Source organism: Pantoea sp. X-Soil-OKNW-556, assembly GCF_059730695.1.
Map to the genome: position 1 here is coordinate 3,083,839 of NZ_AP035990.1, position 26,316 is coordinate 3,110,154.

The 26,316-nt window shown below is 55.1% G+C and carries 22 protein-coding genes; 4 read left to right on the plus strand and 18 right to left on the minus strand.

All coding sequences use genetic code 11. The features are described 5' to 3' along the window. Positions 1–381: 381 nt before the first annotated feature. Genes nrdA through yfaE form a run of 3 tightly spaced genes read left to right on the plus strand, consistent with a single transcriptional unit; the run spans position 382 to position 4,103 of the window. Positions 382–2,667 carry a class 1a ribonucleoside-diphosphate reductase subunit alpha gene (gene nrdA / locus AC6I8T_RS14425; RefSeq protein ID WP_021185059.1) on the plus strand — a complete coding sequence of 762 codons (2,286 nt, stop codon included), beginning with the start codon at positions 382–384 and terminating at the stop codon, positions 2,665–2,667. Positions 2,668–2,709: 42 nt separating this feature from the next. Then, positions 2,710–3,840, plus strand: a complete 1,131-nt coding sequence (nrdB, locus tag AC6I8T_RS14430) for a class Ia ribonucleoside-diphosphate reductase subunit beta (protein ID WP_021185060.1) — start codon at positions 2,710–2,712, stop codon at positions 3,838–3,840. A 2-nt stretch (positions 3,841–3,842) separates the two neighbouring features. Next, positions 3,843–4,103: a class I ribonucleotide reductase maintenance protein YfaE gene (yfaE, locus tag AC6I8T_RS14435; protein ID WP_021185061.1), complete on the plus strand. Its 261-nt coding sequence runs from the start codon at positions 3,843–3,845 to the stop codon at positions 4,101–4,103. A gap of 83 nt (positions 4,104–4,186) precedes the next feature. Here yfaE and AC6I8T_RS14440 read toward each other — a convergent pair whose 3' ends face one another. Both AC6I8T_RS14440 and elaB read right to left on the minus strand, forming a co-directional pair. Beyond that, positions 4,187–5,383: a nicotinamide mononucleotide deamidase-related protein YfaY gene (locus tag AC6I8T_RS14440; protein WP_036626806.1), complete on the minus strand. Its 1,197-nt coding sequence runs from the start codon at positions 5,381–5,383 to the stop codon at positions 4,187–4,189. A 125-nt stretch (positions 5,384–5,508) separates the two neighbouring features. Beyond that, complete coding sequence (gene elaB, locus AC6I8T_RS14445; protein WP_013509869.1) at positions 5,509–5,817, minus strand: stress response protein ElaB; 309 nt, start codon at positions 5,815–5,817, stop codon at positions 5,509–5,511. Between the two features lie 285 nt (positions 5,818–6,102). Here elaB and AC6I8T_RS14450 point away from each other — a divergent pair, with 285 nt between their 5' ends. Further along, positions 6,103–7,761 carry a glucan biosynthesis protein D gene (locus AC6I8T_RS14450; protein ID WP_497834066.1) on the plus strand — a complete coding sequence of 553 codons (1,659 nt, stop codon included), beginning with the start codon at positions 6,103–6,105 and terminating at the stop codon, positions 7,759–7,761. Positions 7,762–7,811: 50 nt separating this feature from the next. Here the strand turns inward: AC6I8T_RS14450 and AC6I8T_RS14455 are convergent, their stop codons facing one another. The 16 genes from AC6I8T_RS14455 to AC6I8T_RS14530 all read right to left on the minus strand — a co-directional run bounded on the left by AC6I8T_RS14455 (position 7,812) and on the right by AC6I8T_RS14530 (position 25,944). After that, on the minus strand, positions 7,812–8,270 hold the full coding sequence (locus AC6I8T_RS14455) for a GNAT family N-acetyltransferase (RefSeq protein WP_021185064.1): 459 nt from the start codon (positions 8,268–8,270) through the stop codon (positions 7,812–7,814). 61 nt (positions 8,271–8,331) lie between these two features. Further along, a complete protein-coding gene (locus AC6I8T_RS14460) occupies positions 8,332–9,444 on the minus strand; it encodes an MFS transporter (RefSeq protein WP_208723921.1) in 1,113 nt (370 codons plus the stop codon). Then, on the minus strand, positions 9,441–10,787 hold the full coding sequence (locus tag AC6I8T_RS14465; protein ID WP_497834067.1) for an HdeD family acid-resistance protein: 1,347 nt from the start codon (positions 10,785–10,787) through the stop codon (positions 9,441–9,443). Before AC6I8T_RS14465 ends, AC6I8T_RS14460 begins: the two co-directional genes overlap by 4 nt. Before the next feature lie 122 nt (positions 10,788–10,909). After that, the gene (gene nuoN / locus AC6I8T_RS14470) at positions 10,910–12,367 is read right to left on the minus strand and encodes an NADH-quinone oxidoreductase subunit NuoN (protein ID WP_021185067.1); all 1,458 of its coding nucleotides are present in this window, start codon (positions 12,365–12,367) and stop codon (positions 10,910–10,912) included. A 6-nt stretch (positions 12,368–12,373) separates the two neighbouring features. Beyond that, positions 12,374–13,894, minus strand: coding sequence for an NADH-quinone oxidoreductase subunit M (gene nuoM / locus AC6I8T_RS14475; RefSeq protein ID WP_208723919.1), 1,521 nt, complete (start codon positions 13,892–13,894; stop codon positions 12,374–12,376). Between the two features lie 88 nt (positions 13,895–13,982). After that, complete coding sequence (nuoL, locus tag AC6I8T_RS14480; RefSeq protein ID WP_208723918.1) at positions 13,983–15,818, minus strand: NADH-quinone oxidoreductase subunit L; 1,836 nt, start codon at positions 15,816–15,818, stop codon at positions 13,983–13,985. Then, entirely contained in the window at positions 15,815–16,117 is a 303-nt protein-coding gene (gene nuoK / locus AC6I8T_RS14485) for an NADH-quinone oxidoreductase subunit NuoK (protein WP_013509877.1), read from the minus strand. Before nuoK ends, nuoL begins: the two co-directional genes overlap by 4 nt. Next, entirely contained in the window at positions 16,114–16,665 is a 552-nt protein-coding gene (gene nuoJ / locus AC6I8T_RS14490) for an NADH-quinone oxidoreductase subunit J (protein ID WP_013509878.1), read from the minus strand. The genes nuoK and nuoJ overlap by 4 nt, the downstream gene beginning before the upstream one ends. A 10-nt stretch (positions 16,666–16,675) precedes the next feature. Further along, on the minus strand, positions 16,676–17,218 hold the full coding sequence (nuoI, locus tag AC6I8T_RS14495; protein WP_013509879.1) for an NADH-quinone oxidoreductase subunit NuoI: 543 nt from the start codon (positions 17,216–17,218) through the stop codon (positions 16,676–16,678). A gap of 11 nt (positions 17,219–17,229) precedes the next feature. Continuing rightward, positions 17,230–18,204 carry an NADH-quinone oxidoreductase subunit NuoH gene (gene nuoH, locus AC6I8T_RS14500; protein WP_021185071.1) on the minus strand — a complete coding sequence of 325 codons (975 nt, stop codon included), beginning with the start codon at positions 18,202–18,204 and terminating at the stop codon, positions 17,230–17,232. After that, positions 18,201–20,924 (minus strand): NADH-quinone oxidoreductase subunit NuoG, encoded by a 2,724-nt coding sequence (gene nuoG / locus AC6I8T_RS14505; protein ID WP_497829313.1) that lies wholly within the window; start codon positions 20,922–20,924, stop codon positions 18,201–18,203. Before nuoG ends, nuoH begins: the two co-directional genes overlap by 4 nt. Before the next feature lie 106 nt (positions 20,925–21,030). Further along, positions 21,031–22,371, minus strand: coding sequence for an NADH-quinone oxidoreductase subunit NuoF (nuoF, locus tag AC6I8T_RS14510; RefSeq protein ID WP_152521892.1), 1,341 nt, complete (start codon positions 22,369–22,371; stop codon positions 21,031–21,033). A gap of 2 nt (positions 22,372–22,373) precedes the next feature. Further along, a complete protein-coding gene (gene nuoE, locus AC6I8T_RS14515; protein WP_013509883.1) occupies positions 22,374–22,889 on the minus strand; it encodes an NADH-quinone oxidoreductase subunit NuoE in 516 nt (171 codons plus the stop codon). Positions 22,890–22,891: 2 nt separating this feature from the next. After that, on the minus strand, positions 22,892–24,691 hold the full coding sequence (nuoC, locus tag AC6I8T_RS14520) for an NADH-quinone oxidoreductase subunit C/D (RefSeq protein WP_021185074.1): 1,800 nt from the start codon (positions 24,689–24,691) through the stop codon (positions 22,892–22,894). A 116-nt stretch (positions 24,692–24,807) separates the two neighbouring features. Further along, the gene (locus AC6I8T_RS14525; protein WP_013509885.1) at positions 24,808–25,485 is read right to left on the minus strand and encodes a NuoB/complex I 20 kDa subunit family protein; all 678 of its coding nucleotides are present in this window, start codon (positions 25,483–25,485) and stop codon (positions 24,808–24,810) included. 15 nt (positions 25,486–25,500) lie between these two features. Then, positions 25,501–25,944: an NADH-quinone oxidoreductase subunit A gene (locus tag AC6I8T_RS14530; protein WP_021185075.1), complete on the minus strand. Its 444-nt coding sequence runs from the start codon at positions 25,942–25,944 to the stop codon at positions 25,501–25,503. Positions 25,945–26,316: the final 372 nt, after the last annotated feature.

The window sequence follows — 26,316 nt, forward strand, 5'->3', positions numbered from 1 at the left end:
TAAGAAAAACCAGAAAAGTCCGACTATGCGTAGCTTATGCTGCCATTTTTTCACCAGAAATTTGGCTTGCCGGAGAGGATTGCATAAGAAATACGCGCTCGATCAAGTTCTGAAAAAAATCTCCAATTTGGTTGACACGGGGTCGGGCCTTATAAGACAAGGCCTAAGAAATTTCGCAAAAATTACAACCCCTCGATACATCATTTTTTCCTCTTGTTAACCCGCGTTAAAATACTAAAATATGCCTCCATGTAGTTATGATTTCCCCCTTCAGCCCCTAGATGTAGTGTTTATCCACAACATTATTCACAATGAATATGCTGTGTATAAACCGGGGTTTCTTTTAATTTTTGGATACTCACGCAAAGGTAAAAACGCGACATGAACCAAAGTCTGCTCGTTACTAAACGCGATGGCCGCCAGGAGCGCATTGATCTCGACAAAATTCACCGGGTACTGGACTGGGCAGCCGAAGGTCTGAACAACGTCTCAGTGTCACAGGTTGAGCTGCGTTCCCACATTCAGTTCTATGATGGGATTCGAACTTCAGATATTCATGAGACCATCATCAAGGCCGCTGCAGACCTTATTTCTCGCGATGCCCCGGATTATCAGTACCTTGCCGCACGCCTGGCGATTTTCCACCTGCGCAAGAAAGCCTACGGCCAGTTTGAGCCGCCAGCGCTTTACGATCAGGTAGTTAAAATGGTCGAGATGGGCAAATACGATCGCCATCTGCTGGAAGACTACAGCAAAGCAGAGTTCGAGCAGATGGACAGTTTTATCGACCACTGGCGCGATATGAACTTCTCCTATGCCGCCGTCAAGCAGCTGGAAGGTAAATACCTGGCGCAGAACCGCGTTAGCGGTGAAATCTACGAAAGCGCGCAGTTCCTGTACATTCTGGTCGCAGCATGCCTGTTCTCAGGTTATCCGCGTGATACACGTATGGATTACGTCAAACGTTTCTATGACGCAGTCTCGACCTTCAAAATCTCGCTGCCGACGCCAATTATGTCTGGCGTGCGTACCCCGACTCGTCAGTTCAGCTCTTGCGTGCTGATCGAGTGTGGCGACAGCCTGGATTCCATTAACGCCACCTCCAGCGCGATTGTGAAATACGTTTCGCAGCGTGCCGGTATCGGTATCAACGCCGGTCGCATTCGTGCGCTGGGTAGCCCGATTCGTGGCGGTGAAGCGTTCCATACCGGCTGTATCCCGTTCTACAAACACTTCCAGACCGCCGTGAAGTCCTGCTCGCAGGGCGGTGTGCGCGGTGGTGCCGCTACCCTGTTCTACCCGATGTGGCATCTGGAAGTGGAAAGCCTGCTGGTGCTGAAAAACAACCGTGGTGTTGAAGGCAACCGCGTGCGTCATATGGACTACGGCGTGCAGATCAACAAGTTGATGTATCAACGCCTGCTGAAAGGTGAAGACATCACCCTGTTCAGCCCGTCTGACGTACCGGGCCTGTACGACGCGTTCTTCGCCGATCAGGACCAGTTCGAGCGTCTGTACACCACCTATGAAAAAGACGACAGCATTCGTAAACAGCGTGTCAAAGCGGTTGATCTGTTCTCACTGATGATGCAGGAACGTGCCTCCACTGGCCGTATCTACATCCAGAACGTTGACCACTGCAACACCCACAGCCCGTTTGATCCGTCCATCGCGCCGGTACGTCAGTCCAACCTGTGTCTGGAGATCGCCCTGCCGACTAAGCCGCTGGACGACGTTAACGACGAAAACGGTGAAATCGCCCTGTGTACGCTGTCAGCGTTCAACCTCGGCGCGATTGATAGTCTCGACGATCTGGAAGAGCTGGCGATTCTGGCGGTACGTGCGCTGGATGCCCTGCTCGACTATCAGGATTACCCCATTCCGGCCGCGAAACGCGGTGCGATGGGCCGCCGTACCCTGGGTATCGGCGTGATTAACTTCGCCTACTACCTGGCGAAAAACGGCGTGCGTTACTCTGATGGCAGCGCCAACAACCTGACGCATAAAACCTTCGAAGCGATTCAGTACTATCTGCTGAAGGCGTCGAACGAGCTGGCGAAAGAGCAAGGTGCCTGCCCGTGGTTCAACGAAACCACTTATGCGCAGGGCATTCTGCCGACCGATACCTATAAAAAGGATCTCGACAGCATCTGCAACGAACCGCTGCACCTCGACTGGGAAACGCTGCGTGAGTCGATCAAAACGCACGGTCTGCGTAACTCAACGTTGTCGGCGCTGATGCCGTCAGAGACGTCATCGCAGATTTCGAACGCCACCAATGGCATCGAGCCGCCGCGCGGCCACATCAGTATCAAAGCGTCGAAAGACGGTATCCTGCGTCAGGTAGTGCCGGAGTATGAGCGTCTGAAAGATCAGTACGAACTGCTGTGGGAAATGCCGTCTAACGATGGTTACCTGCAACTGGTTGGTGTGATGCAGAAGTTTATCGACCAGGCGATTTCGTCGAACACCAACTACGATCCGAGCCGCTTTGCTAACGGCAAAGTACCGATGAAGCAGCTGCTGAAAGATCTGCTGACCGCTTACAAGTTTGGCGTGAAAACCCTGTACTACCAAAACACCCGTGACGGTGCTGAGGATGCACAGGACGATCTGGCCCCCTCCATTCAGGACGACGGCTGCGAAAGCGGCGCTTGTAAGATTTAATCAGAGGCGGAGCTGCGGCTCCGCCCACATTTGGACATCCCTATGGCTTACACCACATTCTCACAAACCAAGAATGACCAACTGAAAGAGCCGATGTTTTTCGGTCAGTCGGTTAACGTTGCCCGTTTCGATCAGCAGAAATATGACATCTTTGAAAAGCTGATTGAGAAGCAGCTCTCCTTCTTCTGGCGTCCGGAAGAAGTGGACGTGTCGCGCGATCGCATCGACTATCAGGCGCTGCCGGATCACGAAAAACACATTTTTATCAGCAACCTGAAATATCAGACGCTGCTGGACTCGATCCAGGGTCGTAGCCCGAACGTGGCGCTGCTGCCGCTGATCTCCATCCCGGAGCTGGAAACCTGGGTGGAAACCTGGGCGTTCTCTGAAACCATCCACTCACGTTCCTATACCCACATCATCCGCAATATCGTTAACGATCCGGCGCTGGTGTTTGACGATATCGTCACTAACGAGCAGATCCTTGCCCGTGCGCAGGATATCTCCAAGTATTACGACGATCTGATTGAGATGACCAACTACTGGCATCTGCTGGGTGAAGGCACCCATCAGGTCGCGGGTAAAACCGTGACCGTGGACCTGCGTTCGCTGAAGAAACAACTCTACATCTGCCTGATGAGCGTCAACGCGCTGGAAGCGATTCGCTTCTACGTCAGCTTCGCCTGCTCGTTTGCCTTTGCCGAGCGTGAGCTGATGGAAGGTAACGCCAAAATCATCCGTCTGATCGCCCGTGACGAAGCGCTGCACCTGACCGGTACCCAGCATATGCTGAACCTGATGCGTACTGGCGAAGATGATCCGGAGATGAAAGAGATTGCGGCCGAATGCCGTGACGAATGCTATGACCTGTTCAAGAAAGCAGCCGAACAGGAAAAAGAGTGGGCAGAATATCTGTTCAGCGGCGGTTCAATGATTGGCCTGAACAAAGACATTCTGTGCCAGTACATCGAGTACATCACCAACATCCGTATGCAGGCGGTCGGTCTTGACCTGCCATTCCAGACCCGTTCGAACCCGATTCCGTGGATCAACAGCTGGCTGGTGTCTGACAACGTGCAGGTGGCACCGCAGGAAGTTGAAGTCAGTTCCTATCTGGTCGGCCAGATTGACTCGGAAGTGGGCGAAGACGACTTTAACGACTTCCAACTCTAAGTATGAGCCGTTCCGTTGTTATTCTGCGTAGCTCCGGCACCCGACTGGAGTGCGCAGAAGATCATCCCAATCTGCTGGCAACCCTCGAAGCGCATAATGTCTGCGTCGAGTATCAGTGTCGTGAAGGCTATTGCGGTTCTTGCCGTATGCGTTTGCTGAAAGGTGAAGTGCAGTACGCCGAGACACCGCTGGCTTTTATTCAGCAGGGCGAGTTTCTGCCCTGCTGCTGTAAAGCCAACGGCGAGATTGAGATTGAGCTGTAGCGACGCGCTTTATCGCGCAATCCGTGCGCCTGACGGAAAAAGCCGCGCGATAAATCGCACCGCTACAACCGAGCCTGTTTTGGCTAGAGCCTCACCGTTTCCAGCACATCAATCCAGCCGTGTCCGGTGCTGACTTCGCTGCCATGCAACCAGCGGCGCAGCATATTCATAGCCATCATCGCCACCACTTTCTGGCGGATCTCGCGGTTATGGCGTCCGTGGTTGAACTTCACCAGTTGGCCCCAGCTCGCCTCCGGGGTGTGCAATGAAATCGCCACCTCTCCTTCGCGTAGCGTGCCGACCGCCAGCCCAACCTCAGCCTGCTGCTGAGCCGCGAACTCACGCAGACGCTGCACCTGCTGCTCCAGGCTTTCCGTCTGTTCCGGCAACACATTACCGGCACGCAACGGCACCTCGGCTGATGCCAGTTGCCATTGCAGCAATCCGGCGGTATAGGATTCACTCACGGCCAACGTCAATTCACGCGCCGCCAGTTGTTGCGCCAGCCACGCCGGTAATCCTTCTGTGCCTTCAAAAATGGTGCATTCCGCCAGCAGCAGTTTGACCTGCTGCCACACCTGTTCCATCGCCACCCGCTGGCTGGCCGGGCCGGTCAGTTTAATTTCAATAATTGGCATTGAGGAGCGATACCCCATCACCACGCCTTCCGGCAGGGCTAGCGGCTCCAGTTCCGCCGCTATATCACTTTCTCCGCGCCCGAAAGTGGTGAGACGCAGGCACAGAGGCGGTTCGGGTAGGTCGAAACGCGCTTTCAGACGCGGCAGGATCTCCTGCTCCACCATCACCTTAAACTCGGAAGGTACACCCGGGGTGAAGAATATCCAGCAGCGATTGAGTTGCAGCGCGAAACCACAAGCGGTACCCACCGGGTTATCGATCAATTCCGCATTGGCGGGGATCTCCGCCTGTTTACGGTTGCTCGGAGCCATGACTCGCCCACGACCGGCAAACCAGGCCTCCATCTTTTCCAGCCACTCCTGATGCAGCACCAAATGACTGTTGCTGGCGGTTGCTGCCGCCAGCGCGCTGAGATCATCACTGGTCGGGCCGAGGCCACCATTCACAATCAGCACATCAGCAACCTGGCTGCGGCTTTGTAGCGCCTCCACCAGTGATGGCAGTGCATCGCCTACTGTGCTGCGGCTGGTCATGGGTAAGCCATGCTGGAATAACACATCAGCCAGCCAGGCGGCGTTGGTATCGACAATCTGCCCGTGTAACACTTCATCGCCCGTCGAGAGCATTTCAACTCGTATCACGTTTATTCTCCTTTATCCCTGTCGGTTTAATGTAGAAAGCGGGAGAGAGAAACACAATCGCTGTCGATGCGGTTTGGGGTATTTCAGGGGGAGGACGGGCGCGATGGGTACGCGCCCGATAATGATTAGCGGCGGGCCAGCAGCAATCCTAAGAACAGACCGGCGGCGGCACCAATACCAATGCCCTGCCAGGGTTTGTCGTGCACATACTCATCGGCACGGTAAGCAGCTTTTTTTGCCCGATAGTAGTAACTGTCGGACGCCTGGCTGACGCGAGACTTCACCTCTTCCAGCGCCTGCTCCGCTTTGCTTTTCAGTTCGATATATTTTTGATCGGCCGGATCGCCGGACGAACGCAGCACCTCTTCCAGCGTTTCGGTCAGCAAAGCCAAATCATCATCAAGACGGGTTTCAAATTGATCGGTGGATGACATTACGTAGTTCCTCCATGTATTTAACTTACCTGTCGGTTAACTATAGTCACTAAACGCCCGTTCGGGGCAAGCAACGGCCAGGAATCGCCCGAGTTTCGTCGGCAAAGGGTAAAGATATGAAATCTGCTTCGCTTCTATGATTTATCTGATAAATTTCTTCGGACTGAATTTTTTCATTCGGCGACTGTCGTAACCCCCTGTAGCCTGACGCTATCAGGTCTGAAATGCGTGCATGATGCACGGCAGTCACCTTAAACCCGAGCAGCTAAGGATTAGATTTCTGGCATGAATCGTAGAAAGTTTATGAAAGCGTCCATGGCCCTCTCTGCCCTGAGTGGTATGACGGGTCTGTCCACGCTGTTTGCACAGTCCGCCTGGGCCGCAGATGGCATTGCCGACGGTACTGCGGTTCGCTTCGATTTCGATGTACTGAAAAAGAAAGCTGCCGCACTGGCGAAGCAACCCTGGGGCGGCGCGCCAGGCCCGCTACCGGACACCCTGGCCAATCTGACGCCACAGGCCTATAACGCCATTCAGTATGACGCCAACCATTCGCTGTGGAACAACATCCCCAACCGCGAACTGGATGTACAATTCTTCCATGTTGGTATGGGTTTTAAACGCCGTATCCAGATGTTCTCCGTGGATGCCGCCAGCCGTGAAGCGCGTGAAATCCACTTCCGCCCGGAGTTGTTTAACTATAACGACGCCAACGTTGATCCCAAACAACTGGTTGGCAAAACCGATCTCGGCTTTGCCGGTTTCCGCGCCTTTAAGAAACCGGAACTGGCGCGCCGCGACATCGTCTCTTTCCTCGGTGCCAGCTACTTCCGCGCCGTGGATGAAACCTACCAGTACGGTCTGTCCGCCCGTGGCGTAGCGGTGAACACCTTCAGCAACGGTCATGAAGAATTCCCGGATTTCACCGCCTTCTGGTTTGAAACCCCGAAAGCCGAAGACACCACCTTTGTGGTGTATGCCCTGCTGGACGGTGCCAGCGTGACCGGTGCGTATAAATTCACCATCCACTGCGAAGCCAAACGCGTGGTGATGGAGGTGGAAAACCACCTGTTTGCCCGCAATGATATCCGTCAGTTGGGTATCGCGCCGATGACCAGTATGTTTAGCTGTGGCACCAACGAACGCCGCATGTGCAACACCTACCACCCGCAAATCCACGACTCTGACCGTCTGGCAATGTGGACCGGCAACGGTGAATGGATTGCCCGCCCGCTGAACAACCCGCAGCGTTTGCAGTTCAACGCTTATCAGGATGAGAACCCGCGCGGTTTTGGTCTGTTGCAGCTCAATCACGACTTTAAGGATTATCAGGATGTGATTGGCTGGTACGACAAACGTCCAAGCCTGTGGGTTGAGCCGATTGGCAAATGGGGCAAAGGGGCCATCAACCTGATGGAAATCCCCACCACCGGCGAAACGCTGGATAACGTGGTGTGCTTCTGGCAACCGGAAAAACCGGTGAAAGCCGGTAGCGAGTTCAACTTCCAGTACAAACTTTACTGGAGCGGCCTGCCACCGGTACGCAGCGGTCTGGCGCGTGTGGATGCCACCCGTACCGGCATTGGCGGTTTCCCGGAAGGTTGGGCGCCAGGCGAGCACTTCCCGGAGCAGTGGAGCCGTCGCTTTGCCATCGATTTCGTCGGGGGCGATCTCAAAGCCGCTGCACCGAAGGGGATCGAACCGGTGATTACCGTGTCAGCGGGCACCATCAAGCAGGTCGAGATTTTGTATGTGGAGCCGATCGATGGCTACCGCATCCTGTTTGACTGGTACCCGAACAGCGATTCCACCAAGCCGGTGGATATGCGTCTGTTCCTGCGTACCAAAGACGAGACACTGAGCGAAACCTGGTTGTATCAATACTTCCCGCCAGCGCCGGACCAGCGTAAATACGTTGACGATCGGCAGATGACGCCGGGCTGATAAACATGGCGAGGTGAGAACCTCGCCATTATTTTTTGGAAATCGCGCCGCTACGAAGTTGTGCGCGACATATCAATATGCGGGATATCGTCTTCGAGATAGATATCACTCACCGCCACAAAGCCATGCCCGGCATAGAACGATTGCAGATGCGCCTGCGCTGAGAGGAACGGCGAATGCTGCGGCCAGTGCTGCTGGCAGCTCTGCAAAGCCTGCGTCATCAAGCGATTGCCGAGATTGATTCCCCTGGCGCGACTGGAAACAATCACCCGCCCAATCTTCACCGGACTTTGCGCATCAGTAGGCGATAAAATACGTGCATACGCCACCAATTCGTCACCCAGCATGCCCAGCAGATGGCGATTTTCCGCTACCAGATCCTGTCCATCGACATCGAGATAGGGACAATTTTGTTCCACTACAAAGACTTCACTGCGCAACGCCAGCAACGCATAAAGTTGTGGCACCGTTAAATCGCGGTGATGAATATCCAGCCAGTTAATATCCATGATCATTTCCTTCCGTAGCGGCGCGATTTATCGCGCAGGTTTTATGAAGCCGAAAAATAAATCAACATCGTCGTTGTTGTAAGGCGAAACCGGTAAAGAAGGCGCACAATAGCGCCGCCATCCACGGCAGGCCATGCAGCGTGAGTGACATCGCTAATCCCCCCAATGCCGGGCCAACAAAGGCGCCAATACCCCACGCCACCGACAGCACCGCATAGGCTGCCGCCAGTTCCGAACCCTGAAAGCGCTGCCCCACCAGCGTGATGATCACTGTATAAATGCCGACAAATACCCCGCCCCAGCAGAACAACAGCAAACGCGCCAGCCACAACGATTGCAACGCCAGCGGCCAGGCAAGCGCCCCCAGGGTCGACAACGCAGCCAGCCAGACAATCAAATGATGGCGATCCATACGATCGGCCAGCCAACCGATCGGCAACTGCAACAGGATCGCACCGACCAGTAAAATGGTGATTAAGGATGTCGCCTGCGCTTCAGACCAGCCAAGATTGATGGCGTAAAGTGCCAGCAGATTCATACCAGCCGCTTCCAGAGCCGCGTTGAGGATGGTCGCCGACAGTGCCAGAGGTAACAATCGCAACCAGCGTGAGAAACTCCGTGCCCCCCCCTGTTCCGCACTGAAACGCAGTTTACCGCTGCCGAGCAGCGCCAGCGCGGCAATGGCAGACAAGGCGGCCCCGGTAATAAACGCGCCATCCCCGCTGCCCTGCAAGGTCAAGATAAAAGGACCAAGCGCAAACCCTGCCGATAACATCGCGGTGTAGGTTGCCAGCATCTTCGCGCGATTGCTTTCCACGCATTGTTGATTGAGCCAGGTTTCCGTGACCACCAGAATCACTTCGGAAGCCATACCGAGCAGCAACCGCAACAAGAAGCTGCTGGCAATGGGTAACAAAGGAAAAAAGATTAACAGCAGCATTGAGGCCAGCAGTGCGGTGATCAGCAATGCTTGTGGCGAAAAACGGCGGCAAAGTGCTGGCAAGGCAGGGGCGATAATCAGCACACCTGCCGCATGCATCGCCGCATTGATGCCAATCAGCGTTTCACTATAGCCAGCCGCCGAGAGCCTGAGTGCAATCAGTGGTGCGCTTAAACCATAAGTCAGACCAAAGATAGTGATCGCGACAAGGATCATTACGCTGTTTCGCGTCATTTGATCACACTGCGCGATGGCGTCCGTTTTTGCTGCCATAACGCATGGCGTAAGCACAGGCTACGCCACAAACGAACCGGCCAGAGCGAGCTGGGCTGTGGCTCAATGACACGGTGCAGCAACCGGACATAATCCAGCACCAGGCCAGGCGTCCAGGTCATCTCCTCCGCCCTGCCGCGTACGACCCCCAATAACCAAAAGTTGGGATCGCTGAACAATCGCAATCCGGCATAGGGTTTTCTGGCGAGAACGCCCTCAATCGCGACATCTAATGCCTGAATCACGGCGGAAGAACAGTTTCGCGCGGTCAGGTTGTAGGTACTGTCCAGGCGGTAACTGTGCCAGAAATTATGTAATGCCTTGAAATTATAATGGGTAAACAGAATTTGTTTATCAGGGGTGCACCAGTCAGCGACCTCCAGCGTAAGGGAGGCAAGGAAACGTCCGGCTACATCATTGTGTTCCCCGGAACGCAGCACCGCGCGGAAGTTACTGCTGTCGCGATCAATATCATCCAGCGGATAGTGGCTGATATACAGATCCTCGCCCGCTTCCATCGCCGCATGGCCGGTTGATATCACGCCATGTTGATCGACGGCGGCAATATAACGATTGATTAGCTGGTAACTCTCGCGCAGCCTGCCTGATCCCAATGGGGTCCAGACATAGACTTTCAATGGCTGAGTGGGTGGTCGGTGGGGAAATGGCGGATGGACGTATTGGCTGCTGTGCCATTGTCGCAATCCCCCGACTTTAAACAGCGGTAGCGTGGTGACGGTGCTGTTATCCGTCAACAAATTCGCCTGTCGTGCCATTTGTAGCAGCGTGGTGCCGATACTCAGCAACAACAACGCGAAACATAAGGGCACGGCGATGTGATGATGAAACGGCCAGTCGCTGAGGATCAGAATGCTGATAAACCACTCGACAACCCCGGTCAGGCACTGCTTACGCCAGCGCCAGCCACGCAATACCACAGCTGCAGCAATACGAAACAGGCCATCGACCATAAACGCGATGCCAAACAGCACCGCCGAAACATCATTGTTGTCCTGGGGAATATTGAGGATCAGAAAACCGATAAACCATAATCCCAGCGCTTTCAGCAGGGTCAGCCCGTCAATACGCATTTCGCGGATAAACGCGAATGTCATCTGCACCAGACCTTCGATGATAAAAAATATCGCCAGCAGATCCAGCGGCACCGAAAGCAGGCCGTCGCTACTGATGTCATAGAGGATTAATGCAGACAAAATCAGCAAGGCCGAACCCACTAAAGCCAGCCAGTACCAGCGTCTGCGGATCACCTGAGCACCGGTGAGCAAAAATATCAACTTGATCACAAGGCCTCTGCGCGACGAGTGAACACTGCTTAAAAACTAGCAACACGCGGCAAAATTGTCAGATAGCGGGCAAAAAAAATCAGGCCCGCAGGCCTGATTTGTCTGAAGCAACAACACGAAGGTTACATCAGCGGCTGAGCCATCTGTACCAGCGTGATTAGCGGCTGCGGATAAACCCCCAGCAGCAACACCAGAATCGCGGAAATCAGTACCACCACACCACCGGCGGTGAATGCCCAATTCGCTGGCGTATCGCGGGTATGCAGCTCTGGCGGGCTGAGGTACAGGCTGACAGTCACGCGCAGATAGTAGTACAGGCCGATGGCGCTACCTGCCACCACCGCACCCGTCAGCCACCACAGATGGGCGTTCACACCGGAAGCGATCACGTAGAACTTACCAATAAAGCCCAGTGTCATCGGGATACCGGCCAGTGACAGCATCATGATGGTCATCACCGCCGACAGAATCGGACGATGCCAGAACAGGCCACGGTAGGAGTACAGAGTATCGGCATCCGGGCCACGGTAAGGGCTGGACATCAGGCTGACCACACCGAACGCGCCAAGGCTGCTGAACAGGTAACCGGCCAGATAGACGCCAGCGGTTTCCAGCGACAGCTGATGCGTTTTCACCGCAATCAACGCCACCAGCAGATAACCGAGGTGAGCGATGGAGGAGTAACCGAGCAGACGTTTGATGTTGCTCTGCGAAATCGCCATCAGGTTACCGAACAGAATCGAAACAAAGGCAATCACACCCAACACGGTACGTACCGCTTCGCTGTCGGTCACCGGCGCGTACATGAACAGACGCATGATCACGCCAAAGATAGCGATTTTGCTGGCGGTCGCAAGGAAAGTGGATACCGGAGCGGGTGCGCCTTGATAGACATCCGGCGTCCACAGATGGAACGGCACCAGCGACAGTTTGAAGCCAAGACCGATAATCATCATCCCGAGGCCGACCAGCAGCAGCGGCTGCTGCATCATGCTGTCATTCAGGCTTTTACCCAACTGCACAAAGCTCAGGCTGCCGGAATCCGCGTAAATCAGTGCGATACCAAACAACAGGAACGATGAGGCTGCAGCTGACAGGATGGTGTATTTCAGTGCCGCTTCCAGCGAACGTTTCTGGCGGAAGGCGTAACCAATCAAACCAAACAGCGGCAGAGACAGCAGTTCAATACCGATGAACAGCGCCGACAGATGGTTAGCGCTGGCCAGCACAATACCGCCCAGCGCGGCAATCAGCACCAGCAGATAGAACTCATCCTTGTTGTCCGGGAAACCGGCCAGCCACGGGTAGGCGAAAGTACAGGTCGCCAGACTCGCCAGCATCACCAGTCCGGTGTAGAAGATGGAGTAACCATCAACGCGCAGCATCGGCGTCACATCCATTGCCCCGACATGGGCAACAAACCACAGAGAAAGCAGCGCCAGGTTAAGACCAATGACCGTCAGCGTGGCATTTACAAAATGGTTGCGTCGCCATGCAATGGACAGCATCACAACCACCACCGTCAATCCGACGATCAACAGCGGCAGTAACGCGATCAATTGTTGAGGAGTTATTGTCATGGCGAATTACGGCCTTGTAGTTGAAATTGAAGCGGTAAACCACTGCTGAATATTGCTCATTGCAGCATGGGAGGTATCAAGAATCGGCTGCGGATAAACCCCCAGCAGAACCAGCAACACCACCAAAACCATAATCATAATGAACTCACGCGGTGACATCCCTGGCAGTGGGGCCTGTGATTTGGCTTCGCCGTAGTACGCGCGCTGCATCATCACCAGCGAGTACACCGAGGCAAATACCAGACCAAAGGTGGCAATCACGATAATCACCGGCACCACCTGGAAGCTGCCAGTCAGAATCATAAATTCCCCGGCAAAGTTACCGGTGCCCGGCATCCCGAGGTTAGCCACGGCAAAGAACAACGACAGGCCCGGAATCCATTTGATACGTGACCACAGGCCACCCATCTGACGCATATCACGGGTATGCAGGCGTTCATACAGTTGGCCGCACAGGATAAACAGCGCCGCGGCGGACAGGCCGTGGGCAATCATCTGTACCACCGCACCCTGGAACGCCAACTGACTGCCGGTGTAGATGGCAATCAGCACAAAGCCCATGTGCGAAATGGAGGTATAAGCGATCAGACGTTTGATATCGGTCTGCGCGAACGCCATCCAGGCACCGTAGAAGATACCAATCACGCCGAGCCACATGGCAATCGGAGCAAATTCTGCCGACGCGTGCGGGAACAACGGCAGGCTGAAACGCAGCAGACCATAGGCTGCGGTTTTCAACAGAATCCCGGCGAGGTCGACCGAACCTGCGGTAGGTGCCTGGCTGTGCGCATCTGGCAGCCAGCCGTGTAACGGCACCACCGGCATTTTGACGGCGAAGGCGATAAAGAAGCCCAGCATCAGCAGATATTCCACGGTGTGGGACATCGGGGTTTTCAGCAGCTCTTCGTAGCTGAAGGTCCAGACGCCGGTCGCGTTGTAGTGCACAAACACCAGCGCCAGGATAGCAATCAGCATCACCAGACCGGATGCCTGGGTGTAGATGAAGAACTTGGTCGCTGCCGTGATACGGGTTTTACCGTCTGACGCTTTGTGACCCCAGAGTGCGATGAGGAAGTACATCGGCACCAGCATCATTTCCCAGAAGAAGAAGAACAGGAACATGTCGATGGAGAGGAACACACCAATCACGCCACCGAGGATCCACATCAGGTTGAGGTGGAAAAAGCCCTGATACTTCTCAATTTCATTCCACGAACAGAGCACCGCCATCAGGCCGAGCAGACCGGTCAGCACCACCATCAGCAGCGACAGACCATCAATCGCCAGATGGAAATTGATGCCAAAACGCGGAATCCACGGTACGGAGAAGGTGGATTGCCACTGTGGCATGCCAGCCGCCTGCGTCAGTGAATAGCCACCCTGCAACCAGAGTTGCAACGAAATCACCAGCGTCAGTGCCATGGTGATCAGGGCTATCCAACGCGGCACCTTCGCGCCAAGGCGCTCAGCCAGCCAGCACAGCAAGCCACCGAGAAAAGGTATGATTATTAGCCAAGGTAATAACACGGCATACTTCCCTTTTTTCTGCCTTTATCAGGCAATTTTTACTTTCTCGACTGGGGTGAAGAAACCCTCACCCCGCCCATCAATCTTGTTAGATCACCAGCAGCAGCGCCAGCACTACCACGGCACCGACGCTCATCGACGCCACGTACCAGCGCAGATAACCGTTTTCGCTGACCACCAGACCTTTGTTGCCAATGCGCGAAATCAGGGCTGGCAAATTCATCAGCGAGTTCAGCGGATCACGATGCAGTAGCCACGCAATGCCGAGGAAAGGTTTAACGAACACTTTGTCGTATAACCAATCGAAGCCCCAGGCGGCAAACCACCAGGTGCCGAAGAAACGGCCCGGCGCGCTGTTGGCAACGCGGGTAACCAGCTGACGTTTGCCCAGCCACAACGCAGCAGCAATCAGAATGCCGACGATCGCCACCACACCAGAGGTGATTTCCAGTGCCACTTTGCCGCCTTCACCAAATTCGTTCTGCGGCAACACACCCGCCAGCGGCGGTGTAATCAACGCACCAATGAAGGTGGACAACACCAGCAGCACAATCAGCGGCAGATGATGAGTAATACCTTTACCGGCATGAGCATGGATTTTCTCTTCACCGTGGAACACGATGAAAATCATGCGGAACGTATAGATTGAGGTCAGGAACGCACCCACCAGACCCGCCACCATCAGATTGATGTGACCATTCGCCAGCGCACCAAACAGGATTTCATCTTTACTGTAGAAACCTGCGGTAATCAGCGGCAGCGCAGCCAGTGCGGCCCCCCCCACGAGGAAGCAGGTATACACCAGCGGGATGCTCTTACGCAGGCCGCCCATCTTGAAGATGTTCTGTTCGTGATGGCAGGCCAGAATTACCGAACCGGATGACAGGAACAGCAACGCTTTGAAGAACGCGTGGGTCATCAGGTGGAAAATCGCCGCATCCCACGCCTGCACGCCAAGCGCCAGGAACATGTAGCCAATCTGGCTCATGGTGGAGTATGCCAGCACGCGTTTGATGTCGGTTTGCACCAGCGCAGCAAAGCCCGCCAGCACCAGGGTGATGGCACCCACAATACCGACCAGATGCAGCACGTCAGGCGTCAGCAGGAACAGGCCATGCGTACGGGCAATCAGGTAGACACCCGCAGTAACCATCGTCGCGGCGTGGATCAGCGCTGAAACCGGCGTCGGACCGGCCATCGCATCCGCCAGCCACGTTTGCAACGGCAACTGGGCAGATTTACCAACCGCACCACCCAGCAGCAGCAAGGTTGCCCATTGCAGCATATGGTTGTCGGCGGCGAAGTGCGCCGGAGCCAACTCCATCAGCTCGCGGAAGTTCAGCGTGCCAAGTTCGTTGTAGAGAATGAACAACGCCAGCGCGAGGAACACATCACCCACACGGGTAATGATGAAGGCTTTCATCGCCGCTTTGCCGTTTTCCGGGTTGCTGTAGTAGAAACCAATCAGCAGGTAGGAACACAGCCCCACCCCTTCCCAGCCGAGGTACATCAGCATCAGGTTATCGGCCAGTACCAGAACCACCATGCTGGCGATAAACAGGTTGGTGTAGGCGAAGAAGCGTGAGTAGCCCTCTTCACCACGCATGTACCAGGACGCGAACATGTGGATGAAGAAACCCACACCGGTCACCACTGACAGCATGGTCAGCGACAGGCCATCCAGCACCAGATTGACCTTGATGTCAAAGTGACCAACCTGCATCCAGGTCCACAGCGCCTGAGTGAACGGTTGCTGTCCCTGGCTGAAGAAATCCATGCCGACAAAAATCGTGGTCAGGGCAGCCAGACCGACTGATCCCATCCCCACAGCGGCAGACAGGTTCTCCGACCAGCGACCACGGGAAAATGCCAACAGCAGGAAGCCAATCAGCGGAAATAAAACAGTTAAGTAGAGAAGATTCATCCGCGCATCTCGCTCACAGTGTCAATGTTCAGCGTCTGACGACGACGATAGAGCTGGAGCAGCAGCGCCAGACCGATACTGGCTTCCGCCGCCGCGAGGCTGATTGCCAGGATATACATCACCTGACCGTCGGCTTGCCCCCAGTAGCTCCCTGCGACCACCAGCGCCAGCGCGGCGGCGTTGATCATGATCTCCAGACCAATCAACATAAACAGCAGGTTACGGCGCAGCACCAGTGAGGTCAGGCCGAGAACAAACAGCACAGCAGCCAGAATCAGGCCGTGTTGTAACGGGATCATGCGTGCTCCTCCTTATTCCCTTGCGCCTCAGCCGGGCGATTGCTGAGCACCTCGCCCTGACGCTCTTCACGTCCAATATGGAAGGCAACAACCAGACCGGCCAGCAGCAACATGGATGCCAGCTCCACCGCCAGTACGTAAGGACCAAACAGGCTGATACCCACGGCTTTGGCGTCAATGACAGTGCCATCAATGCCCTGATCGTGCGCGGTGCTGATGGCATAAATCATCACCACCAGCAGCAGCAGGGATACGATGCCAGGACCAATCCACAGCGACGGCTTCAGCCACTCACGCTCCTGATCCTGCTGGGATTTGCCAAGGTTCAGCATCATCACCACGAACACGAACAGCACCATAATGGCACCGGCGTAGACGATAATTTCCAGCGCCCCGGCAAAGTACGCGCCCATTGAGAAGAACACGCCAGCAATCGACAGCAACGAAACAATCAGGTACAGCAGTGCATGCACCGGGTTGGTGTGGGTGATGACGCGTAGCGTCGTCAACACCGCCACCAGACCGCAAAGATAAAACGCAAATTCCATAGCTGGCTCCTTAAGGTAACAAGCCTTTGACGTCGATCGGTTTGGCTTCGTTTTCCGCGTCGCCTTTGCCTTTGCCGTCAATTGCCATACCCGCCATGCGGTAGAAGTTGTACTCCGGATATTTACCCGGACCGGAGATCAACAGATCCTGTTTTTCGTACACCAGATCCTGACGCTTAAACTCACCCAGTTCGAAATCCGGGGTCAGCTGGATAGCGGTGGTCGGACAGGCTTCTTCGCACAGACCACAGAAGATGCAGCGTGAAAAGTTGATGCGGAAGAATTCCGGATACCAGCGACCATCCTGCATTTCGGCTTTTTGCAGCGAAATACAGCCTACCGGACAAGCTACCGCACACAGGTTACAGGCAACGCAACGCTCTTCACCGTCCGGGTCGCGCGTCAGCACGATACGGCCACGGTAGCGCGGTGGCAGGTAGACCGGCTCTTCCGGGTACATCTGGGTTTCGCGTTTGGCGAAGGCATGCATGCCTATCATCCAGATACTGCGCACTGTCGTGCCGAAGCCAACGACAATATCTTTTAAAGTCATCTCAAAACCCCTTACTGCGCAGACAGAATCACTGCGGCGGTCGCCAGCAGGTTCAACAGCGTCAACGGCAGACACACTTTCCAGCCGAACGACAGCACCTGGTCATAGCGTGGACGCGGAAGCGCAGCACGAATCAGGATAAACATCATCATGAAGAACGCGGTCTTAATAGCGAACCAGATGAACGGCGGCAGGAACGGTCCGTGCCAGCCACCGAAGAACAGCGTCACAATCAGCGCTGATACGGTGGTGATCGCCACGTATTCACCCACGAAAAACAGACCGAACTTCATCCCGGCGTATTCGATGTGGTAACCATCGGCCAGTTCCTGTTCTGCTTCTGGCTGGTCAAACGGGTGACGGTGACACACCGCAACGCCCGCGATACAGAAGGTCAGGAAGCCAAAGAATTGCGGAATGATGTTCCACAAATGCGCCTGACTTTCGACGATAGCGTTCAGATTGAAGGAACCTGCCTGTGCCACCACGCCCATCAGCGACAGGCCGAGGAACACTTCGTAGCTCAGGGTCTGCGCGGAAGCACGCATCGCGCCGAGCAGCGAGTATTTGTTGTTACTCGACCAGCCCGCGAACAGCACCGCATACACCGCCAGACCGGCCATCATCAGGAAGAACAGCAGACCGATGTTCAGGTCGGTGACCATCCAGGTGGGCGATACCGGTACGATGGCGAAAGCCAGCAGCAGCGAAACAAACGCAATCACCGGGGCCAGAGTAAAGATAAAGCGGTCGGTAAAGGGCGGGACCCAGTCCTCTTTAAAGAACATTTTCAGCATATCTGCTGCTAATTGCAGCGAACCGCCCCAACCTACACGGTTTGGTCCGTAACGGTTCTGCCAGAGGCCGAGCAGACGACGCTCGGCAAAACTCATGAAGGCACCGCAGGCCACCACCACCAGCAAGATGACGATGGCTTTGACGATGCTAATCAGGATGTCAATAACGTCCGGTGTCAGCCAGCTCATTGCGCCGCCTCCTGCAATTTGTCAATTTGCGCACCGGAGAGGAACGGCGGCACGCCCGGCATACCCAGCGGCAGACCTACCTGCCCCGCCTGCAACGCACTGGAGAAGCGCACCGGCAGACGCAGCGTTTCACCGGCACACACCAGCTCAACGGCGGCACCATTGTTGACGCCCAGTTTTTCCGCATCGGCCGGGTTAATGACCAGCGTAGCCGGAGCCATACGTTTCTGGAACACCGGAGAACGCTGGGTCATCTCCTCGCTACCAAACAGTTGATAGTAAGGGGCGACACGCCACTGGCTGCCACTAACGAAGCTGTCCGGAATCGCGCTGAACCACGGCAATGCACCTTCCGTAGCTTCAAACAGACGCACACCCGGATCACCATTGCGCAGCTTACCGCCCACTTCGGCCTGGAATTTGTTCCATGCCTGCGGGGAGTTCCAGCCTGGCGCCCAGGCAAACGGGATCTGCGAACGGGCCGCACCCGGCTGGTTGTTACCCTCCATCGAGAAGGCGAACATGGTGTCTTTATCTTGCGGCTGACGCGGTTCGTGCACGCTGATGTTGGCACGCGCGGCGGTACGGCCGCTGTAACGATGCGGTGAACGCGCCAGTTTTTGTCCACGAATACGGAAGCTGGCATCCGGTGCCGCGTCCTTGATACCTTTCAGTTGTGGCAGAGCAGCCACCGCAGCATCAATCACATGATCAAGCAGCGTCCAGTCAATCTGACGGCTTTCAACCGTGCTGTGCAGCGAGTGCAACCAGCGCCAGCTCTCCAGCATCACCACGCTGTTGTCGTAGTAGGCCGGATCGAAAACCTGGAAGAAACGCTGTGCGCGGCCTTCGTGGTTGATCGAGGTGCCGTCGCTTTCCGCAAAGCTGGCACCAGAGAACACCAGGTTGGCTTTTTCCAGCGTGCTGGTGCGTTGATGATCGACCACAATCACGTTGGCTGCCTGAGCCAGCGCGGCGTCCACCGTCGCTTTTGGCGCGTGGCGGTAAAGGTCGTTTTCCAGCACCACCAGAGTGTCCGCTTCGCCTTTGCTCAGTTGATCCAGCGCGCTGTCCAGCGATGCCCCCCCCATCAATCCAAGACCGATGCTGTTTGCCGCTGACGCCAGCAAGGTAATGCCGACATCCGCGCCGCGCGCTTTTAGCGCTTTCGCGACGTTAGCCGCCGCTTCAATCATGGCGGTGCTGCCCGAGTGGGTACCGGAGATAATCAGCGGCTTTTTCGCCCCTGCCAGCGCCTGCACCACGACGTCCAGCTTGCCGTCGAGAGCTTTGTCAAAGTTGCCTGGGGCTGGCGCGGATTCGTCCAGCGCATGCGCAATAGCAAAACCAAGACGCGCCTGGTCTTCCACCGGTGCACGGTAGCTCCATGCCGCGATATCATCCAGACGGGTTTCATCAACGTTGGTCACAAACAACGGATGTTTGGCGTGCTGACCAATGTTCAGGATCGCCGCAATCTGCCAGTCAGCGACTTTCTGCGCCGCCGCCATTTCGCGGGCTTTACCTTTAACTGCCTGACGCACGGACAGTGCGACACGCGCACCGACCTGAGTGAGATCTTCACCCAGCACCAGCACCGCATCGTAGCTTTCAATTTCACGCAGAGACGGGGTGTAGATGCCGCCTTCACGCAGCACTTTCAGCATCAGCTCAAGACGCGTCTGCTCGCCAGCAGGCATACCGGTGGAGAAGTTTTCTGCACCCACCAGCTCACGCAGCGCAAAGTTGCTTTCAATGCTGGCGCGCGGTGAACCTATACCAATGACTTTTTTCGCCTGACGCAGCACATCTGCCGCCGCGTTCACCGCCTGTTCGGCATTCAGCGTAACCCAGTCATTACCGCGCAACTGTACCGGATGACGAGGACGATCTTTGCGGTTGACGTAGCCATAACCAAAGCGACCACGGTCACACAGGAAATAATGGTTTACCGTGCCGTTGTAACGGTTTTCAATGCGACGCAGTTCACCATAACGTTCACCCGGGCTGGTGTTACAACCGACGCTGCACTGCTGGCAGATGCTCGGAGCAAACTGCATGTCCCATTTACGGTTGTAGCGTTCGGAGTGGGTTTTATCGGTGAACACCCCGGTCGGACAAATTTCGACCAGGTTACCGGAGAATTCGCTCTCCAGCGTGCCATCTTCCGGGCGACCAAAGTAGACGTTGTCGTGTGCGCCGTAGACACCAAGGTCTTTGCCGTCGGCATAATCTTTGTAGTAACGCACGCAGCGGTAACAGGCGATACAGCGGTTCATTTCATGCGAAATAAACGGGCCGAGATCCTGATTTTGGTGGGTGCGTTTGGTGAAGCGATAGCGACGGAAGCTGTGGCCCGTCATCACCGTCATATCCTGAAGGTGGCAGTTACCCCCCTCTTCACACACCGGGCAGTCGTGCGGGTGGTTGGTCATCAGCCACTCCACCACGCTTTCACGAAACTCTTTCGCTTCGCCATCGTCGATGGAGATAAAAGTGCCGTCCGACGCCGGTGTCATGCAGGACATAACAAGGCGGCCGCGAGTATCTTCGGCATTCTGGAATTGCTTTACCGCACACTGGCGGCAGGCACCTACGCTTCCCAGCGCGGGATGCCAGCAAAAATAAGGAATATCAAGGCCCAGGGAGAGACAAGCCTGTAGCAGGTTGTCCGCCCCGTTCACATCATACTCTTTACCGTCTACATGGATTGTAGCCATAGTGAATATGCTTCCGTAAGGCCCGTCCGAAGACGAGCGTTAAACATCTCTTTCTTTCCCCCGCCGCGATGCTCTCGCCACAGGGTTATCCGTGTACGGCGGCTGATTACCAGCGCGCTTTCAGCAGGTTGGGCTGAATACCGCCAATAGCGCGGGTATTGCCAAACACCTGCGGCGCAATGCCGGCTTCAAACTCTTCACGGAAATATTTAATCGCGCTTTGCAGCGGCTCGACGGCACCCGGCGCATGCGCACAGAAGGTTTTACCTGGGCCAAGCTGACGGCAAAGTTGTTGCAGGGTTTCGATATCACCCGGCTGACCTTGCTTTTGCTCCAGTGCACGCAGGATCTTCACGCTCCACGGCAAACCATCACGGCATGGCGTACACCAGCCGCAGGATTCGCGAGCAAAGAACTCTTCCAGATTGCGCACCAGCGAGACCATGTTGATCTCATGATCCACCGCCATCGCCAGCGCGGTACCCAGACGACTACCGGCTTTACCAATGCTGGCAAATTCCATCGGCAGGTCGAGATGCTGATCGGTGAGGAAGTCGGTCCCTGCGCCACCTGGCTGCCAGGCTTTGAACTTCAGGCCATCGCGCATGCCACCTGCATAGTCTTCGAGGATTTCACGCGCGGTAGTACCGAACGGCAATTCCCAGACACCCGGATTTTTTACGCGGCCTGAGAAGCCCATCATTTTGGTGCCGGTGTCTTCACTTTTTGAGATGTTCTTGTACCAATCCACCCCATTGAGGAAGATGGCAGGCACATTTGACAGCGTCTCAACGTTGTTAACACAGGTCGGTTTGCCCCACACACCGGCGCTGGCCGGGAACGGTGGCTTGGAACGCGGGTTAGCGCGACGTCCTTCCAGTGAGTTGATTAACGCTGTCTCTTCACCACAAATGTAGCGGCCTGCCCCGGTATGCACGAACAGCTCGAAATCAAAGCCGGTGCCGAGGATGTTTTTACCGATAAAGCCCGCTTCGGTGGCTTCGGCAATCGCTTTACGCAGGTTGGCCGCTGCTTCGATGTATTCACCACGCAGGAAGATGTAGCCACGGTAAGCTTTCAACGCAAAGGCGCTGATCAACATACCTTCCACCAACTGGTGCGGCATTTGTTCCATCAGCAGGCGGTCTTTATAGGTGCCTGGCTCCATTTCATCGGCGTTACACAGCAGGTAACGGATGTTCATGGATTCGTCTTTCGGCATCAGGCTCCATTTCAGACCGGTGTTAAAACCTGCACCGCCGCGACCTTTCAGACCGGAGTCTTTTACGGCTGCGACGATTTCGTCCTGGCTCATACCTTTCAGCGCTTTTTCGGCACCGACGTAACCGTTTTTGCTGCGATATTCATCAATCCACACCGGCTGTTTGTCATCACGCAGACGCCAGGTCAGAGGATGCGTTTCCGCAGTACGAATGATCTGTTTGATGGTCATTGATACTGCTCCAGTAAAGTGGCGATACCTTCCGGCGTCAGATGAACGTGGGTGTCTTCATCCACCATCATGGTCGGGCCTTTATCACAGTTACCCAGGCAGCAAGTCGGCAGCAGCGTAAAGCGACCGTCCGGCGTAGTCTGGCCCGGTTTGATATGCAGGTTTTGTTCTAAAGCGGCCTGAATACCCTGATAACCGGTGATATGGCACACCACGCTGTCGCAGTAGCGAATCACATGACGGCCCACTGGCTGACGATAAATCTGGCTGTAGAAGGTCGCGACACCTTCCACGTCACTGGCCGGAATTCCCAGCACTTCAGCAATGGCGTTAATCGCGCCATCGGGGACCCAGCCACGCTGTTTCTGCACGATCTTCAGGGCTTCAATCGAAGCCGCACGCGCATCTTCGTAATGGTGTTTTTCGTGCTCAATCGCGTGGTGTTCTGCCTCGCTCAGCACAAAGACCTCATTAGGGTCGATCGTTTGGATGGCAATTTTTTGATCGTGCATAATTAGCGGTCCACGTCTGACATAACAAAATCGATACTACCGAGGTAAACGATCAGGTCGGATACCAGGCTGCCACGGATCACCGACGGGATCTGTTGCAGATGCGGGAAGCTCGGCGTACGCACACGGGTGCGGTAGCTCATGGTGCTGCCGTCGCTGGTCAGGTAGTAACTGTTGATCCCTTTGGTCGCCTCGATCATCTGGAAGGATTCGTTGGCCGGCATTACCGGCCCCCAGGAAACCTGTAGGAAGTGAGTAATCAGGGTTTCAATGTGTTGTAGCGTGCGCTCTTTTGGCGGCGGCGTGGTCAGCGGGTGATCCGCCTTGAACGGCCCTTCCGGCATATTTTTCAGGCATTGCTCCAGAATACGCAGCGACTGCCACATTTCTTCCATTTTCAGCATCACGCGGGTGTAGGCATCGCTGATGCCCGCACCGACCGGAATCTCAAAATCGAAGTGTTCATAACCTGAATAGGGGCGCCATTTACGCACGTCAAAATCAAGACCGGTCGCGCGCAGACCCGCACCGGTGGTGCCCCAGGCCAACGCTTCATCCATGTTGTAGGCGGCAACACCCTGTGAACGCCCCATCAACACGCGGTTACGCAGCGCGGCTTTGTCGTACTCTTTCAGACGCTTAGGCATCCAGTCGAGGAAGTCACGCAGCAGACGTTCCCAACCTTTCGGCAGATCGTGCGCTACACCACCAATACGGAACCATGCCGGGTGCATACGGAAACCGGTGATGGCTTCCACCACGTCATAGATTTTCTGACGGTCGGTAAAGGCAAAGAACACCGGCGTCATCGCGCCGACGTCCTGAATAAAGGTCGAGATATAGAGCAGATGGCTGTTGATGCGGAACAGCTCTGACAGCATCACGCGAATCACATTGACGCGATCTGGCACGGTGATACCCGCCAATTTTTCGACCGCCAGCACATACGGCATTTCATTAACGCAACCGCCGAGGTATTCGATACGGTCGGTGTACGGAATATAGCTGTGCCAGGACTGACGCTCACCCATCTTTTCGGCACCACGGTGGTGATAACCGACATCCGGGACGCAATCGACAATCTCTTCACCGTCGAGTTGCAGAATGATGCGGAACGCACCGTGTGCAGACGGGTGGTTCGGACCCAGGTTGAGGAACATGAAGTCCTCATTGGCGGTGCTGCGCTTCATGCCCCACTCTTCTGGCTTGAAGGTCAGCGACTCCATCTCAAGGTCTTCTTTTTGCTTGGTCAGCGTGAAGGGGTCAAACTCAGTCGCGCGCGCCGGATAGTCCTTACGCAGCGGGTGCCCTTCCCACGTCTGCGGCATCATGATGCGCGTCAGGTGCGGGTGACCATCAAAAGTCATACCAAACATTTCCCAGGTTTCGCGCTCATACCAGTTGGCATTCGGGAAAATTTTGGTGATGGTTGGCAAATGCATATCGTTTTCAGACAACGCGACCTTGAGCATGATGTCGCGATTGCGTTCAATAGATAGCAGATGATAGAAAACGGAAAAATCCGCGGCGGGTAACCCGGCGCGGTTGGTACGTAAACGCTCATCCATGCCATGCAAATCATAAAGCATGACGTAAGGCTTCGGCAGCTTACGAAGGAATTCAACAATTTCCAGCAATTGTTCACGCTTCACCCAAACCACCGGGATGCCGGTGCGGGTAGCCTGAACGGTAAAGGCGTCCGGCCCAAAACGGTTACGCAGCTCGCCGATCACCGGGTCGTCCAGGTGATCCCGGGTTTGCCATGCAGGCTGAGCGAGATCTTGCGTGGTTAAATCTGTCATACGTTACTCACCATTCCGGCCTGTAATCAGGCACTCAAAAGAAGGCGTCAGGATGGCGGCACACATTAAATTGTGGTGTTCTGCTGCGGCCGTGGCTCCATCCGTGTACGGGTAGCTTAAACTTCGTCGGGTGTTCTCAGGTTGGTGACGGCAATGCGTTCACCGCGTTTTCTTTCGCGTTCCGACTGCATATTGGCGCGATACACACCCTGATCACCCACCACCCACGAGAGAGGACGACGCTCTTTACCGATGGACTCGCGTAACAGCAGCAGCGCCTGCATGTAAGCTTCCGGACGCGGCGGGCAGCCCGGAATGTACACATCCACCGGCAGGAATTTATCCACGCCCTGCACCACTGAATAGATGTCATACATGCCGCCGGAGTTGGCACAGGCTCCCATCGAGATCACCCATTTGGGTTCCAGCATCTGGTCATACAAACGCTGAATCACCGGTGCCATCTTGGTAAAGGGCGTACCGGCAATCACCATGAAGTCAGCCTGACGCGGGGAGGCACGCATAACTTCCGCACCAAAACGCGCCACGTCATGCACCGCAGTAAATGACGTGGTCATTTCCACGTAGCAACAGGAAAGGCCGAAGTTATACGGCCAGAGAGAGTTTTTACGTCCCCAGTTCACCATGTCGTGCAGGGCATGCTCAAGTTTGCCCATGTAGACGCTGCGGTGAACATGCTGCTCCAGAGGATCGGCGACAATCTCCTGTTTTTGCAGCGGATAGCGATCGTTATCGCCCCCGTTTGGGTCTACGCGTGTCAGCGTGTAGTCCATCTTATTGCCTCGCTTTTACTGCTTATGAGGATTGGTGTGGCTGTGACTGATCGGGATTGATTTGACGACAACGCGACGACGCGCAGGCGCCCAATCCAGTGCACCGATGCGAACCAGGTAAACCAGGCCTGCCAGCAGCACCAAAATGAAAATTGCGGCTTCGACAAAGCCGACCCAGCCGCTTTCGCGGATGGAGGTCGACCATGCGTATAAAAAGAGGGCTTCGACGTCGAAAATTACGAAGAACATCGCAACCAGATAGAATTTTGCGGAGAGGCGAATATGGGTGTCACCGACCGAGTCGATACCCGATTCAAACGGGGTGTTTTTGTAGCGCGCCCGGGCACGTCCACCTAACAACCAGCCACCGGTCAACATGAAGGCACAAAGACCGAACGCGATAACAATAAATACAATAAATGCCCAGTGATGAGCGATCACTTCAGTGGTTGTCGACATACTCTTTGCTTACTCATCAAAAGTGGCGCTGGCATCCTGCACTGTCGCAGCAAACACACCACATCGATTCAAGGGAAGGATAAAAAACCTTATAAACTTTGCTGTCATTATCAATTAAGCAGCAATTTTATGGGGTTTTTTACTCCTTTCTATAACCTTTTGTCAACTTTGACAAAAGTATCCAAACATTATTTTACATCCGCAGCATATTATTAACATACAAGGCCCGTTGCGCCAGCTAAATCGCTTCAGTTTGTGAGGTTAATTTCAGTGTAGCGGGAATTCACATGCATGGATCGTGCATTTAACAATCATATTTTGACAGGAATTAACCGGATTTCCTTGTCCTTTTCAGGGCTATTTTTTTGATCC

What these genes read in the sequence shown, in the direction of transcription:
- nrdA (WP_021185059.1), top strand. Translation starts at nt 382, where the DNA reads ATGAACCAAAGTCTGCTCGTTACTAAACGCGATGGCCGCCAGGAGCGC.
- nrdB (WP_021185060.1), top strand. Translation starts at nt 2,710, where the DNA reads ATGGCTTACACCACATTCTCACAAACCAAGAATGACCAACTGAAAGAG.
- yfaE (WP_021185061.1), top strand. Translation starts at nt 3,843, where the DNA reads ATGAGCCGTTCCGTTGTTATTCTGCGTAGCTCCGGCACCCGACTGGAG.
- elaB (WP_013509869.1), bottom strand. Translation starts at nt 5,817, where the DNA reads ATGTCATCCACCGATCAATTTGAAACCCGTCTTGATGATGATTTGGCT.
- AC6I8T_RS14450 (WP_497834066.1), top strand. Translation starts at nt 6,103, where the DNA reads ATGAATCGTAGAAAGTTTATGAAAGCGTCCATGGCCCTCTCTGCCCTG.
- AC6I8T_RS14455 (WP_021185064.1), bottom strand. Translation starts at nt 8,270, where the DNA reads ATGGATATTAACTGGCTGGATATTCATCACCGCGATTTAACGGTGCCA.
- AC6I8T_RS14460 (WP_208723921.1), bottom strand. Translation starts at nt 9,444, where the DNA reads ATGACGCGAAACAGCGTAATGATCCTTGTCGCGATCACTATCTTTGGT.
- nuoN (WP_021185067.1), bottom strand. Translation starts at nt 12,367, where the DNA reads ATGACAATAACTCCTCAACAATTGATCGCGTTACTGCCGCTGTTGATC.
- nuoL (WP_208723918.1), bottom strand. Translation starts at nt 15,818, where the DNA reads ATGAATCTTCTCTACTTAACTGTTTTATTTCCGCTGATTGGCTTCCTG.
- nuoK (WP_013509877.1), bottom strand. Translation starts at nt 16,117, where the DNA reads ATGATCCCGTTACAACACGGCCTGATTCTGGCTGCTGTGCTGTTTGTT.
- nuoJ (WP_013509878.1), bottom strand. Translation starts at nt 16,665, where the DNA reads ATGGAATTTGCGTTTTATCTTTGCGGTCTGGTGGCGGTGTTGACGACG.
- nuoI (WP_013509879.1), bottom strand. Translation starts at nt 17,218, where the DNA reads ATGACTTTAAAAGATATTGTCGTTGGCTTCGGCACGACAGTGCGCAGT.
- nuoH (WP_021185071.1), bottom strand. Translation starts at nt 18,204, where the DNA reads ATGAGCTGGCTGACACCGGACGTTATTGACATCCTGATTAGCATCGTC.
- nuoG (WP_497829313.1), bottom strand. Translation starts at nt 20,924, where the DNA reads ATGGCTACAATCCATGTAGACGGTAAAGAGTATGATGTGAACGGGGCG.
- nuoE (WP_013509883.1), bottom strand. Translation starts at nt 22,889, where the DNA reads ATGCACGATCAAAAAATTGCCATCCAAACGATCGACCCTAATGAGGTC.
- nuoC (WP_021185074.1), bottom strand. Translation starts at nt 24,691, where the DNA reads ATGACAGATTTAACCACGCAAGATCTCGCTCAGCCTGCATGGCAAACC.
- AC6I8T_RS14525 (WP_013509885.1), bottom strand. Translation starts at nt 25,485, where the DNA reads ATGGACTACACGCTGACACGCGTAGACCCAAACGGGGGCGATAACGAT.
- AC6I8T_RS14530 (WP_021185075.1), bottom strand. Translation starts at nt 25,944, where the DNA reads ATGTCGACAACCACTGAAGTGATCGCTCATCACTGGGCATTTATTGTA.